Source organism: Lutibacter citreus (genome assembly GCF_003260195.1).
Classification (GTDB): domain Bacteria; phylum Bacteroidota; class Bacteroidia; order Flavobacteriales; family Flavobacteriaceae; genus Lutibacter; species Lutibacter citreus.
On the sequence record NZ_QEIH01000003.1, the window covers coordinates 438,587 to 453,716 of the forward strand.

Consider the following 15,130-nt stretch of genomic DNA (forward strand, 5'->3'; position numbering starts at 1 on the left):
CATATAAATAATGCCAAATATAAATAAGAATCTCAAAAACAAATAGTATGGACACATCCAATAATTACCAGCAGTTTAACAACTTAGAAGCAGAGCAATTACCAGTTGCAAAGCATAAATTACATAATTGGACTCATTTTGCAGGTCTATATGCCGCTGAGCATGTTGCCGCTACCGAGTTTGTTATTGGAGCCACTTTTGTAGCTTTAGGAGCAACAACTAAAGATATTATTTTAGGTTTATTAATAGGTAATATTTTAGCTGTTTTAAGCTGGACACTTATTACTTCGCCAATTGCGGTTGACACACGTTTAAGTTTATACACTTACTTAAATAAAATAGCAGGAGATTCAATGACCAAGCTTTACAATTGGGCTAATGTTATTATTTTCACGGTTATCTCTGCTGCTATGATTACGGTATCTGCAACAGCAGTTCGTTTTGCATTTAATATTCCTGCACAACTAAATTGGTATCCAACCAATTTATGGTTTATAGTAATAGTTTTAATTGTGGGGTCCGTTGTGGTTTCTATAGCCATATACGGTTTTAAAGCAGTCTCAGAGTTTTCTGGAATTTGTGCACCTTGGTTGTTTGTAATGTTTACTTGTGGAGCCTTTGTATTGTTACCTGCTTTATCTTTAGAGGTGTTAGGAAAACCAATACCAGATGGTTGGAATGATTTTATAACCTTAGGCGACAAATCTATATGGACTGGAATTAATAGTAACGGAGAAGCAGGAATTGGATTAACAGAAGTTATTGGTTTTGCTTGGGCTGCAAATACTATTACACATTTTGGCCTTATAGATATGGCTTTATTGCGTTTTGCTAAAAAGAAATCATACGGATTAGCTACAAGTACAGGAATGATGTTTGGGCATTATGTTGCTTGGATTTCAGCAGGAATTATGGGAGCTGGAGCTGCAGTAATTATTGGAAAATCTATTGTTGAACTTGATCCAGGTGATGTTGCTTATTATGCATTAGGTTGGTCTGGATTTGTTATTGTAATTGTAGCTGGTTGGACCACTGCCGTTGCTAATCTTTACCGAGCAGGTTTGGCAGCACAAGCTATTTTCAAAAATCATACACGTAAAAAAACTACTATAGTAGTTGGTTTGGTAACTATGATAGTTGCTTGTTTTCCTTTTGTGTTTTCTCAAATACTTCCGCTTCTAACGTATGCTGGATTACTAGTAGTTCCAGTTGGGGGTATTGTATTTGCAGAACATCAAATTTTTCCTAGAATTGGGTATACAAGATATTGGGCACAGTATCGTGAATTAACTTTTAGCACTCCTGCAATAGCATCTTGGGGTTTAGGACTTATATTCGGTTTTGGTTTAAACGCTTTAAATGTAATGTCTTTCTTTTATCTATTTATACCAACTTGGATATTCACCATAATTATCTATACTTTTTTAGCGGGACGTTATGGAGCTAAAAGAAAATATCCTGAAGCAGCAGAAAAAGAAAAATTACGCAATATAAATATTGAAAAATTTCAAGAAGAACAAGCAAAAGAAGAAACTGTACATGTAAAAGACACTTCGCTTTTTACAAAAGTTTTAAGAAGCATTTCATTACTTGTTTTACTTATTACTATAGCCTTGGCGTGTAAAGTTTTATTTGGAAGTTCAGATGAAGCTAATTATATAAAAAACCGTGAACTATTTTATCAATATGCATTTATATGTACGTTAACTTATTTTGTTACTGCATATTGGGCGCTTAAACGTGGAAAAATTCAAAACTCATAATATCATGAAAAATATAATAAACCTTAATCAAAATAATTTGGCTAAAATTGCCAATCGTATTGCTTGTCCTAAATACAATAGAACTGACATAAAAACAGGAATAGTACATGTTGGTATTGGTGGCTTTCATAGAGCTCACGAAGCTTTTTATACAGATCAATTATTACATGATGAATCCGTTAAAGAATGGGGAATTTGTGGTGTAGCTTTGTTAGATTTTGATACTAAAATTTACAATACACTTAAAGAACAAGATGGTCTATACACTTTAATTGTAAAAGAATTAGATGGTTCTTTAACAAAAAGAGTTATTGGTTCTATTGTTGAATATTTATTTGCACCAGAAAATCCTTCAAAAGTAATTGAAAAAATGGCGAGTCCAGATGTTAAAATTATAACATTAACTATTACTGAAGGTGGTTATAATTATAATGAAGCAACAAGAGCCTTTGATTTCGAGAACCCTTTAATTCAACATGATTTAGAGCATTCACAAGCACCAAAAACTATTTTTGGATACTTAACCGAAGCGTTAAAATTAAGACAACAAAGAGGTTTAAAAGGTGTAACTATTCAATCTTGTGATAATATACAAGGTAACGGACATATGGCTAAAAAAATGCTATTGAGTTATGTTGAAAAAGCAGCGCCAGAATTGGTTTCTTGGATAGAAAAAAATGTGTCGTTTCCAAATAGTATGGTAGATAGAATTACGCCTGCAACATCGCCAACAGATATTTCAAATTTATTAGAAACATCGGGAATTGAAGATGCTTGGCCAGTAGTTTGTGAACCGTTTAAACAATGGGTTATTGAAGATGATTTTATTGCAGGAAGACCTGCTTGGGAAACTGTTGGCGCTCAATTTGTTGAAGATGTAGTTCCGTTTGAAAAAATGAAATTGAGTTTGTTAAATGCCGGACATTCTGTATTAGGTATTTTAGGCGATTTAATGGGCTACGCAACTATAGATGAGTCGGTTCATAATAATGAAATAAATAGGTTTTTAACAAATTATATGAATATTGAAGTAACACCAACTTTAGCTGGTTTAGAAGGTGTTAACTTAGATGAATACAAACAATCTTTATTACAACGATTTGGAAATATTTATATAAAAGATCAAATAGACAGAATTTGTTCAGAAAGTTCAGCCAAATTTCCAATATTTATTTTGCCAACGGTAAATAAACAATTAGAAAAAAACGGACCTGTTGAATTTGCATCATTTGTAGTCGCTGCTTGGGCAATTTATAGCTTAGGAAAAAATGAAAATGGAAAACCATTACTTATTAAAGATGCTATGAAAGCTATTTTAAATGAAAAAGCAATCTTGGCAAAAGAAAATCCAGAAGCGTTTTTAGAAATAGCATCCATTTTTGGAAAATTAAATGATTCTAAAATATTTGTAAATGCATATACAACAGCATATAATAATATTGTTAAATATGGAGTTGAAAAATGTGTTATAGCTATTAATAATAAGGTTATTAAATAATTATTTTATGAAAAATTTAGTTTGTTTTGGTGAGGTTTTATGGGATGTATTTCCAAATCATAAAAAAATTGGAGGTGCACCTTTAAACGTAGCTTTAAGATTGCAATCTTTAGGTAATAATGTTTCTATAATTACAAGAATAGGAGATGATTCCGAAGGAATGGAAATAAAAGAATTTATTAAAGAACGAGGTGTACAAATAGAAAACATTCAAATTGATGCAACATTAAAAACAGGTGAAGTAGCTGTTGTGTTGAATGAAAAAGGTTCCGCAACTTACACTATAAATTCTCCTAGAGCTTGGGATAATATCCAATTAACAGAGAGCGCTAAAGAAATTATTAAAAAATCTGATGCTTTTATATTTGGAAGTTTAATTGCTAGAAATGATGTTTCAAAAAATACGTTGTATCAGCTTTTAAAAATTGCGAAATACAAAATTTTCGACATTAATTTAAGAGCACCTCATTACACCTTAGAAGTACTGAATTACTTAATGAATGAAGCCGATTTTATTAAGTTTAATGATGATGAGATTTTTGAAATAGCAGAAGAGTTAAATTTTAAAAATGAATCTTTAGAGGAAACAATTAAATTTATTGCAACGCAAACAAACACAAAATCTATTTGCGTTACAAAAGGTCGTCACGGAGCAATATTGTACTGTAATAATACCTTTTATTGCAATAATGGTTATAAAATAGTTGTTGTGGATACAGTAGGAGCAGGAGATTCTTTTTTAGCTTCATTAACAAATAAATTATTAAAAGGAACTTCGCCTCAAGAAGCATTAAATTTTGCGTGTGCCGTTGGAGCAATTGTAGCAAGTAAAGAAGGTGCAAACCCTATAATAACTGAAGAGGCTATTGAAAATTTTATTTTTACAGCCAAAAAATAAAAGTATCGTTCGTCATTTCCAAAGTTCACAAGACTTTGGAAATGATTCGGTAAAAGGTAGACCAGATATTAAATACTTCTAGAATATTTAGCATAATTTACAATTAAAAGCATCAATTACTTTTGTAAATACGAATACCGAAAACAAAAGAAATGAATAAGTAAATTACATAAAAAGGTATAAAAATAAAAATTGTTTAATTTCTATTAAATTACCTCACCAAATGAGGAAAGTTAAATATTTGTAGAATGGTTTAGAAAATAATTATTCTTTTGAAATTTAGATTTCATATCAAGAGTGTTTGAATGTAAATAATATTTACCTTTAGCTATTTTTTAAATGTATTAAGATGACTGATTATAATGAAGAGCCTTTTACTCCTTTTGAAAGTATTGGGCTTTGTTTTAGTGGTGGTGGTTATCGCGCTACTTTTTTTGCTCTAGGTGTTGTTTCATATTTAAATAAAATTAAATATAAGGAGGTTTCATTACTTGAAAATGTTGAAGCTTTAAGTACAGTAAGTGGAGGTACCCTTCTAGGGGTGGCTTACTCTAAAGCTACTCAAGAACCTGATTTTAATTTTGAATTATTTTTTAAAAAATTCTATAGTTTATTCGAACCAGAGAATGATCAATTACTAAAAACGGCCATATCTAAATTAGAAGATGATGAAGTTTGGAGAAAGAATCCCTACAAAAAAAGGTCGCTAATTAATGCATTTGCACTTACGTATGCTGAAATGGATATATTTAAAGGAGATTTTAAGCTCTTTAAAAATACAACCTCCAAACATCTAAAACATGTATGTTTTAATGCCACAGATTTTTCTTTTGGCTTAGCCTTTAGGTTTCAAAATACAGGGCTTTTTGGTAATAAAATATTAAATAATTCTCATATTAATAAATTAAAATACAATATAGAATTAGGTGATATTGTAGCATCATCTTCATGTTTTCCTTTAGGTTTTGAACCTTTAATATTTCCCGATGATTATTTTAAAAATCAAAACACAACAGATTATAAATCCCTTAAAAGTTTAGACCGCTTTATAAATGGTGTTGGAATAATGGATGGTGGTATTACCGATAACCAAGGTATTGGTAGTATGATGAATATTAGCGAGCAAAGTAGTAGAAAACGGAGGCTCGATTTAATTATTATAAACGACGTGGGAACATTTAAAATGGAACCTTGGGAGTCTGATACATCTTCTATAAATAATGGTTTAAGTTTAAAACATAACGTTTCTAAAATCCTTAACTATTTTGAAATAAAGCCATTGTATTGGCTTATCCTATTATTTGGTATCTCCATTATAGTTCTTAATTCTTTAGAATTAATTAATAATACAGCGTGGGTTTCGCTTTATATTTTAGGAAGTATTATTACAGGTATCGGGCTTACCTTAACCTTTTTAGGTATTATAACAGGCATCGCAAAAAAAGTTGGCGCAAGCTGGTTTAGTAATATATTTAAAAAAAATGTACCCAAAGTAATTTTAGATGATTTAGTAAGTTTTAATAATTTAAATATTAATCTTGTGCAACGTATGCTTAAAGATCGGGTAACCTCTTCAGTTAAAATGGTTAACGAAATATTCCTAATACAAATACGACGTTTAAATTACGATTTATTGTACACCAAACCGTCTATAAAAAACAAAATTATAGCTTCAACAGTCTATGAACTAAACGGAAAAAAAACAGCATATACAAACACCTTTAAGTACAATAGAGCTATTGAACCAGCACCAAGTAAATTATTAAAAAGTATTGGGCTCACAGCTTCTGAAACACCTACAACACTGTGGTGGGACAAAACAGATATAGCTAAAAACAGAATGGATACACTTATTTCCTGTGGACAATTTACAACTTGCTATAAATTGCTAGATTATATTTTAGAATTAAAAAAAGATGCTGAAATACAAAATATTGATACTGTAGCTATTGATAAGTTGTATAAATTACTTTTAGAAGATTGGAAATCCTTTAATGAAAACCCTCTGTTTATGGTGGAAAAGTTGAAAGCTAATGAGAATGATTAGTTTTATACTAAAACTTTTGTAATACAAACGTTTGTTGAACAGGTGTTATGTTAGCTTATAAAAGGAGGGAAGCGTAATTTGTGTAAAATGGCATTTAAGAATAAGGAGTAAAATTAATAGTTAAAGTTCCATTTACCAACCTGTTTTCATTATCAATACCACTAAAAACACCAGTTTGATTGTATTCTTCACCTTTTAAATAATAAGTTTTTAGATAAAAATTTACTCTTTCTAGAGCAATAATTCCTGTAAAAGTAAACCTTAAATTTATAACAGAACCTTTATTAATAAGCTCTAATCTGTCTTTTTCTATGTAAACATTTTCGGTTAACGTAATTATTTTATAGCTATTTGGTAAAATTTGAAAATTTATAATTTCTTTAATATTGTCTTCTAATTGAAATGTGATCTCATAGGCTCCTGGTATTTTTTCATAGATTGATGCATAGGGACTTTTTTCAGACAATTCTAGAAAGTGCCTAGGAACATTGTTGTTATTTACTATACGTTTATTACGTATTTCCATAGCGATGTAAGGTGGTATGTATGGAGATTTAGCTTTTTGTTCCATATCATCTTTACCATCACATTTTTCAAGAATCGATCGTCCAGCTACTGTATTGTTATAAATGTCAAAGTTGCAATAAGTTCCTACCAAATAATTAATATTTGATGGTGCTTTATTACCAATGTAATAAATTTCACTAGCACCCTCTAAAAAACGTTTGCCAGAGGGTGTTTGTGTTTTAATAGTTATAGTATCTTCTTGTCTGTTTACTGTTCCAAGAGTATAAATTTCCCTAAAAGAGCCATCTTCAAGAGGATAAAAAAATATGTGTTGAATTTTTTTCCAGTTATTTGAAATAATTGTTTTCCCTTTAATAATGCTATTATTATCCTCGTCAAAATAATAATTTAAATAGTAGTATGTAGCATCTTCATGGTTTGTTAATAAAGAAAGTTGTCTCTCTTTGTCTTCATCTGTTGATTTTCTGGTATTTATAAAATCCACAAAGTTATCATAACCAATGTATAATAATATAACAGACTTATAGTATTTATTAATTTTAATTAGAGGTTTTCCTTTTTCAAATTCACGCGTTTTATCATAGAGATACTTCCCATTAATAAATTCGTTTCCAACTTCTTCAAAGTCATTTTTTAAATTAGGTTTACTTTCATCAAAAGATCCATAGCCATATAGTTGAAAAGTCCTTGGAATGTTAGTTATCTCGTGCTTATGAATAAATATATCCAGTATTTTATCTAATACTAATTTAAAGTACTCTGATGTTAAAACTAATGATTCTGATTTTGCCTCCATAAATTCCTAAAATAATATTAAAATTATTGATAATATTAATAATATCCAAAATTAATCTGAATTAATTATAAGATTCTAATTTTGTTATTGTTAAAAAAATGAATTTTAATTATAAAAAATCATATATTATTATGAAAAAAGCTATTCTATTTCTTGCTCTATTAGTTGCAACCTTTGGTTTTGCTCAAAAAAATGTATCAGGTAAAATTAGTGATAAAAATGGTGAAACATTACCTGGAGCAACAATTATTGAAAAAGGAACTTCAACAGGTGTTGTTACAGATTTTAATGGAAATTATGAAATTTCAGTTTCATCAAATGATGCTATTCTAGTTTTTTCATTTGTAGGGTTTGAAACTAAAGAAATTAATGTTCAAGGCAAAAATTTGTTGAATATAGAATTAGCAGAATCTGCTGAGTCTTTAAATGAAGTTACCGTACAAGGTTTTACTGGAGTTATGGGTAAAGCTAGAAAACGTACTGAATCTGTACAAAGTATACCAGAATCTGTAACAGCATTTAATAGTGAAGGAATTGAAAAAACAGGAATCAATAATGTTGCAAGTTTCGCAAATTTAGTACCTAACTTAAAGTTAAGCGAAAGTCAAGCAGTTGGTGTAAACTCTTTAGTGATTAGAGGTATACCACAAATAAGAAATACGGATGCACCCGTTGCATTTGTTTTTGATGGAGTTACTATTGCAGATCCAAGTTTGCTAAATCAAGAATTGTTTGACATTGCTTTAATTGAAGTTGTTAAAGGACCACAAGGAGCGTTATATGGTAAAAATGCTATTGGTGGTGCCATCAACATCTATTCTAAAGAACCAACAAATGTAAGTAAGAACAGGTTTTCTATCGGTTATGGAAATGGAAATGCATTAACCTCTAGTTTTATTTCTTCTGGCGCTTTAAAGAAAGATAAAGTATTCTATCGTTTTTCTTCTCAGTATAAAAACTTTGATGGTTTATTAACGAATGATTTTTTAAATAAAAAAGTAGATTTTAGAAAAGAACTTACGCTAAGAGGGCAATTAAAATTTAAAATTACACCTAAATTTAAAGCAAGTACTACTTTACAATATATAGATTCTGAAGGAGGAGCAACACACTATTCAATAAGTCCGGAGGATGCAGCAAGTGGAAATGGATGGACAACGTATTTAGATCCGAATCCTACAAAAGGAAATAATGTTATTTTTCAAGATGTTTTTGGAGAATCTGATATGACAAACTTATATACAAACCTAAACCTAGAGTATACTTTAGATAACGTAAAACTACAAGCAATAACTTCTTACAGTAAAGTAGACAGGTCTACTATTGGTGATTTAGATTTTACAAGTGTAGATATTTTTAACGGAGGTTTAGACCAAGGAGAAACAAATGATACAAAGTCTTTTAACCAAGAACTTCGTTTAAGAAATAGAAAAACAAATACTAAATTCGACTGGAGTTTAGGTGGGTTTTATCAAAATGTAGAGCGTTCTTTTTTTCAAAGTGATTTAACATTTAGTAATGAATGGGCAGTTACAGATTATGTTGTTAATTTTAATACGGTTGCATTATTTGGTTTTGTAGATTATAAATTGACGGATAAGCTTACTGCTTCTGCTGGTTTACGTTATGATATTGATAAAATAGAGTTAGATGATTCTTTAAATGCTCAAAAAGATGAAAAGGAAAAAAATGTATTACAGCCTAAACTTTCTTTAGCATACCAAGCAACTAAAAACACTTTATTGTATACAAATTATGGTCGTGGTTACAGAAATGGTGGATTTAACCCAGTTGCAACCGATTTATTTGATCGTGGTTTTGAAGCAGAAATTTCTGAAAATTATGAACTAGGTTTTAAAACTTCTTCTTGGGGAAATAGATTTATTATTAACGGAGCTGTTTTTTATTCTGACTTTACAAACAGACAACAGTTTGCAACTACAAGCGACTTCTTTATTCCAGGAAACTTCAACTACGATAAAAGTACAATTGTTGGTTTTGAGGTTGATACTAAAACAAGAGTTTCAAAATATTTAGATGTATTGTTTAACTATGGTTTTGTAAAGTCTCAAATTAAAGATGGTGGTACTTTAGAAAGTGGAAGAGATTTAAATGAATTTAATGATAAAAACACCTCATTAGTACCTCAAAATAACTTCAACTTTGGATTAGAATCTAGCTTTCCTTTAAATGAGGTTTCAACCTTAGATTTAAGTGTAAATTATAATGGAACAGGTAAAATATATTGGACAGATTCTAATGATAGTAGTTTAACTTCTAATGCTTACCAGTTATTAGACGCTAAAGCGACATTAACACATAAAAAAATAAAAGTATCTCTTTGGGCTAGAAATATTTTAGACCAACAATATTACTTAGAATATCAAGATTATGGTTTTGGTTGGAGAGGAACTCCTGCAACTATTGGGACCACTTTTACAGTAAACTTTTAAATTATTTATTTGAATTAGTAAATTACCTTTTGAAGAGGGGAGTATAAATTATTCCCTTCTTTAATTTAAACAAAAAATTATGGCAGATTATTTTTTAGAGCGAGCAAAAGTCGCTAAAGTAATGATAGAAGATATGTTTAAAGTGAAACCTGGTGAAACTGTAGCTATTACAGGTGATTCAGGTTCAGACAGAGATTTTGCAGATGCATTGGCAGCTGCAGCTTATTCAGTTAGAGGTTTACCTTTAATATTATGGACACCAAAAGCTTCACAAGATGGACAAGCAGGTATTAACGATTGGCCAGCAAAACCCTTAACAGCAGCACTTTGTAAAGTAGATGTTTGGATAGAATTACAATCTACCATCATCTTATATTCTCATATTTGGGAAACTGCGATGGCTAAAAACAAAAAATTAAGATATTTAATAATCGCAGATAGTTCTATTCAATCTTTAATGAGAACGTTTGTTGGTTTTGATATTAGTACTTTAGATCAATTTCTTGTACAAGTTAAAGACATGGCAATGAAATCTAAAGTCGTAAAAATTACAAGTCCCAATGGTACAAATGTGTCTTATGAGACCGATTTAAATTACTCTTTTGATATCGATAGTGGCGATTACTCTAAACCTTTATTTGGTACCGCACCAGGGTATGTAAATTTAGTGCCTAAGCTTGAAAGCATGAATGGAAATATCGTTTTCGATTTATTAATGAATGCCAAAGTATATGGTACAGATAATCACGTTGAATTTATTATGAAAGATGGTAGAATTGACGATGTAATAGGTGGGAGTGAAGCTGAAAATTTTAAAAAGTATTTAGCCTCTTTTGAGGATCCAAATATGTATAAAATATCTCATAATATGTTTGGCTTTAATCCTAATGTTCATAAAATGTGTGGGGAAGTTGTAGAAGATGAACGTATTTGGGGTGGCGTAGATTTTGGTTTCGGACATACAAGTCCTATGGATATGCCTCCTTTTGGGCAAGTTGCTAAATCTCATTTTGATGGTATTGTTGGTAAAGCAAGTATCTTTTTAGATGATATTCAAATTGTAGATGATGGAAATGTTTGTCATCCAGATTTAAAATCATTAGCTTACAAATTAATAGGAAATTAAGAATAAATGGACACCAATAACCTACAAGAAACAGATGATTATACAAGAACAAAAGTTCCAGAAAACAAAACGGTTCACGGTATAAACATAGCGTCTATTATTGTTGGTATTGGTGTAACACTTCCCACATTTTATGTTGGTGGAGAAGTAGCACAAGCTATAGGTTTGTCAAAATCTTTATGGGTTTTTATTCTTGTAAATCTGGTGTTAGGTATTTTATGTGCTATCACTGCAATTATTGGTAATAGAACTCGATTATCTACCTATATGTTATTGCATTTTTCTTTTGGAAAAAAAGGAACCCTTTTTATCAACTTCTTAATAGGAATCACACTTTTAGGTTGGTATGCAGTAACTGTAGAAATATTTGGTGAAGCGTTAACAGATGCTTTTAAACATTTATTAAACATAAATGTACCCATTTCAATTAGTATTATTGTTGGGAGTGTTTTAATGACGATAACAGCCATTTTTGGCTTTAAAATAGTAGAACGTTTTTCTGCTTTAGCAGTGCCTTTAATGATTATATTCTTAATTTATGTATTATACATTACTATTGGTTCACAGAGTATAGAAAGTTTATTGAGTATAAAAGGAAATGGTAATATGTCTATTACTGAAGCTATTTCTGCAATTGTAGGATTGACTATTTTAACGCCTGTTTTAATGCCCGATTTCTCAAGGTTTGCGCGTACAGATAAGGATAGTTTAATTTCTGTTTCAGCATTAGTTATCGGTTTTCCCATTATACTTTTAGCAGGTGCAATACCTAGTTTAATTACGGGTGAAATAGACATTATGAAAATAATGATCAGTTTAAGTTTAACAATTCCTGCGTTTATCATATTGGTTTTTTCTACTTGGACTACAAATACATCCAATTTATATTCAACACAATTAACGCTTTCAACCATTTTTAAAAAACAAAAAATGGCGACGCTTGGTATTATAGCAAGTGTGGTTGGTACCTTGGTTGCGGTGATTGGAATTGCAACTCATTTTATAGAATTATTAAGTATTTTAAGTGTATTAATTCCCCCAATTTCTGCAATTTTTATAGCAGATTTTTTCTTTATTAAAAAGCAAAAATATGATTTAAACGATTTTGATAAACTCCCAGATTTCGGTGTTCCGGCTATTATAAGTTGGGTTGTAAGTTGTGTGGTAGCATACCTTGCTAATTACAACTATATCAGCCTTACATCTATTTCGTTTTTCGATTCGTTTATTGTAGCATTTATTGCTTATTTACTCCTAAAAAAAATTATTAAATAAATAGTGAACTATGAAAATTAGTGAATTAAACCCTAAAAGCGTTTGGAAACATTTTGAAGCTATAAATGCAATTCCAAGAGCTTCAACCAAAGAAGAACACATTATTGAGTATATGATTTCTTTTGGTGCCTCTTTATTGCTTGAAACAATTGTTGATGCTACTGGAAATGTAATCATAAAAAAACCAGGAACTGCAGGAAGAGAAAACGATACTGCGATTGTTTTACAAGGGCATTTAGATATGGTGCATCAAAAAACAGTGACTTCTAATTTTGATTTTGATACCCAAGGTATAGAGATGTATATTGATAACGATTGGGTAAAAGCAAAAGAAACAACTTTAGGTGCAGATAATGGCATTGGTGTTGCCGCAATTATGGGAGTACTATCTTCTAATGAAATTGAGCATCCACCAATAGAAGCGTTGTTTACCATTGATGAAGAAATGGGAATGACAGGAGCGATGGCATTAACAAATGAGCAATTAAAAGGTACAATTCTTTTAAATTTAGATTCTGAAGAAGATGACGAAATTACGATTGGTTGTGCAGGAGGAGTAGATGTTGAAATTACTGGAAATTACCATCAAGAAACAATAAATAACGATTATCAATACTATGAAATTAGTGTTTCAGGTTTAGCAGGAGGACATTCTGGTGTAGACATTCATTTGAATCACGGAAATACGATTCGGATTTTCGCTAATTATGCACTAGCATTAAAAAAAGGGATTTATCTTAAAGTCAGTAGAATCTTAGCAGGAACATTAACCAATGTAATTCCAAGAGATCTAACAAGTACTGTTGCCATTAGAAAAACGGACGTTTCTGAATTTGAAAAAACGCATAAAAGTATTGTTGCAATTATTCAAGCAAAATATCAATCAACTGATAAAAATCTAAACATAACAATGAAACCTATTAATGGTTCGTTTTCTGTTGTGGAAGACAACTTTTTAAAACAACTTTTAGAAGGAATACAAACAATGCCAAATGGTGTTTTTTCAATGACTGAAGGAATGGACGATTTGGTACAAACATCTAACAGTGTTGCGAAGATAAATGTGCAAAAAGGTGCATTTAGTATTGCTTGTCATACAAGAAGTTCTGTTGATGCAGAACGTGATGTGGTTGTAAAAAAAATAAGAGAAAGTTTTCCGAATGGTAAAACTGAAGAAATAGGACCTTATCCTGGTTGGGAACCAAATCCTAAAAGCAAACTATTGAGCGTTGCTAAGAAATGTTATCAAGAAATAAATGGAGTAGCACCCGCAGTAAAATCTATTCATGCAGGTTTGGAATGTGGTATTATTTCAGAAATTTATCCAACAATGGAAATGATTTCTTTTGGACCAAATATATTAGGAGCACATTCGCCCGAAGAACGTTTACAAATTAGTTCTACACAGAAATTTTGGAAGTTTTTAACATCACTTTTAAAAGAATTATAAATTAAATTATGACGGAAGACAATCAATATACAACAACGAAAGTGCAACCTAAAGATTTTACTTCAGGTTGGCTTATTGGTATATTAATTGCAGGAACAGGATTAACATTACCAATTCTGTTTTTAGGATCTGAAGTTGCTTTAGCTGTTGGGTTTAAAAAGGCTTTGTGGGCCTTCGGAATTTCAACCTTTGTACTTACAATTATGTGTATGGCAACCACAGTTATAGGCAATAGATCGCGATTATCTACCTATATGATAATGCATTTTAGCTTTGGTAGAAAAGGAGCCAAGATTATGAATTTTATCTTCGGAATCACTTTGTTAGGTTGGTTTTCGGTAGCGTTAGAATTGTTAGCCATAGCAGTAAAGGACACCGCTTTACAAACATTACAAATTAATTTATTAGAATGGCCTATTATAATAATTGTTAGTGCGTTAATTATAACCACAACAATTTATGGGATAAAAAGTTTAGAGCGATTGGCAAATTTTGCAGTACCAGTTTTAACTATCTTTTTAGGTTATGTTGTTTATAAATCTATTTCAGGAACTTCTTTTCAGGAAATAGTAAATTTTGTTCCAGAAAACCCAACTATGTCATTATTTGAAGCTACATCAATATTAGTAGGCTCATCTATATTGTTTCCGGTTTTAATGGCTGATTTTTCAAGGTTTATTTACAATGATAAACAAAGTTTAATAGCGGTTTTAGGGATTGCCATTGGGTTTCCTATTGCATTGTTGTTTAGCGCAATACCATCTATTCAATCAGGTGAAGTTGATATTATAAAAGTTATGGAAAGTTTGGATCTAGTAGTTCCTGCCTTTGTACTATTATTTGTTTCAACTTGGGTTGGTAATGCATCCAATTTATATTCAACAGTATTAACATTTTCAACCGTTAAAACAGATTGGTCATTTAAAAAAATGGCTATAATTACAGGAGTTATAGGCACAATTGCCGCAATATTGGGATTCTCGGATTATCTTTTTGATTTTTTAAACTTCCTGGGTATTTTAGCGCCTTCAATTTCTTCTATCTATATCATCAATTTTTTCTGGGTGAGAAAGCAAGATTATAATTTAAATGAAATTTCTGAATGGGAATTTGAAGCTTTAATAAGTTGGGTTATAAGCTCTGTAATAGCTACGTTTACTTATTTTAATGTTTTTCAATTAACACATGCTTATTTCATTGATTCTCTCTTATTAGGGGGGATTATATATTTAATTTTGAAGAGAAAAGTTATATTTAAAAAATAATTTCTAATCCTTCAAAAAAAAACACCTGTCT

Annotated in this window: 10 protein-coding genes; 9 read left to right on the plus strand and 1 reads right to left on the minus strand. The window is 30.5% G+C overall.

Going from position 1 to position 15,130, the window contains the following annotated elements; translation table 11 throughout:
- Positions 1-47: 47 nt before the first annotated feature.
- The 4 genes from DAD81_RS08020 (at position 48) to DAD81_RS08035 (ending at position 6,206) form a co-directional block, all read left to right on the plus strand.
- On the plus strand, positions 48-1,763 hold the full coding sequence (locus DAD81_RS08020) for a purine-cytosine permease family protein (protein WP_111707734.1): 1,716 nt from the start codon (positions 48-50) through the stop codon (positions 1,761-1,763).
- Positions 1,764-1,767: 4 nt separating this feature from the next.
- Positions 1,768-3,261: a mannitol dehydrogenase family protein gene (locus DAD81_RS08025; protein WP_111707933.1), complete on the plus strand. Its 1,494-nt coding sequence runs from the start codon at positions 1,768-1,770 to the stop codon at positions 3,259-3,261.
- 7 nt (positions 3,262-3,268) lie between these two features.
- Positions 3,269-4,159: a carbohydrate kinase family protein gene (locus DAD81_RS08030; protein WP_111707735.1), complete on the plus strand. Its 891-nt coding sequence runs from the start codon at positions 3,269-3,271 to the stop codon at positions 4,157-4,159.
- Between the two features lie 349 nt (positions 4,160-4,508).
- Positions 4,509-6,206, plus strand: coding sequence for a patatin-like phospholipase family protein (locus DAD81_RS08035; RefSeq protein WP_111707736.1), 1,698 nt, complete (start codon positions 4,509-4,511; stop codon positions 6,204-6,206).
- A 94-nt stretch (positions 6,207-6,300) separates the two neighbouring features.
- Here the strand turns inward: DAD81_RS08035 and DAD81_RS08040 are convergent, their stop codons facing one another.
- Positions 6,301-7,530: a hypothetical protein gene (locus tag DAD81_RS08040; protein WP_111707737.1), complete on the minus strand. Its 1,230-nt coding sequence runs from the start codon at positions 7,528-7,530 to the stop codon at positions 6,301-6,303.
- A 131-nt stretch (positions 7,531-7,661) separates the two neighbouring features.
- Here DAD81_RS08040 and DAD81_RS08045 point away from each other — a divergent pair, with 131 nt between their 5' ends.
- From DAD81_RS08045 to DAD81_RS08065, 5 genes are all read left to right on the plus strand, one after another.
- Positions 7,662-9,983, plus strand: a complete 2,322-nt coding sequence (locus DAD81_RS08045) for a TonB-dependent receptor (protein ID WP_179950036.1) — start codon at positions 7,662-7,664, stop codon at positions 9,981-9,983.
- 79 nt (positions 9,984-10,062) lie between these two features.
- Positions 10,063-11,109: a M29 family metallopeptidase gene (locus tag DAD81_RS08050; protein ID WP_111707739.1), complete on the plus strand. Its 1,047-nt coding sequence runs from the start codon at positions 10,063-10,065 to the stop codon at positions 11,107-11,109.
- A gap of 6 nt (positions 11,110-11,115) precedes the next feature.
- Positions 11,116-12,384 (plus strand): cytosine permease, encoded by a 1,269-nt coding sequence (locus tag DAD81_RS08055; protein WP_111707740.1) that lies wholly within the window; start codon positions 11,116-11,118, stop codon positions 12,382-12,384.
- 10 nt (positions 12,385-12,394) lie between these two features.
- A complete protein-coding gene (locus tag DAD81_RS08060; RefSeq protein ID WP_111707741.1) occupies positions 12,395-13,834 on the plus strand; it encodes an aminoacyl-histidine dipeptidase in 1,440 nt (479 codons plus the stop codon).
- 8 nt (positions 13,835-13,842) lie between these two features.
- On the plus strand, positions 13,843-15,099 hold the full coding sequence (locus tag DAD81_RS08065) for a purine-cytosine permease family protein (RefSeq protein ID WP_111707742.1): 1,257 nt from the start codon (positions 13,843-13,845) through the stop codon (positions 15,097-15,099).
- The last annotated feature ends 31 nt before the right edge of the window (positions 15,100-15,130 follow it).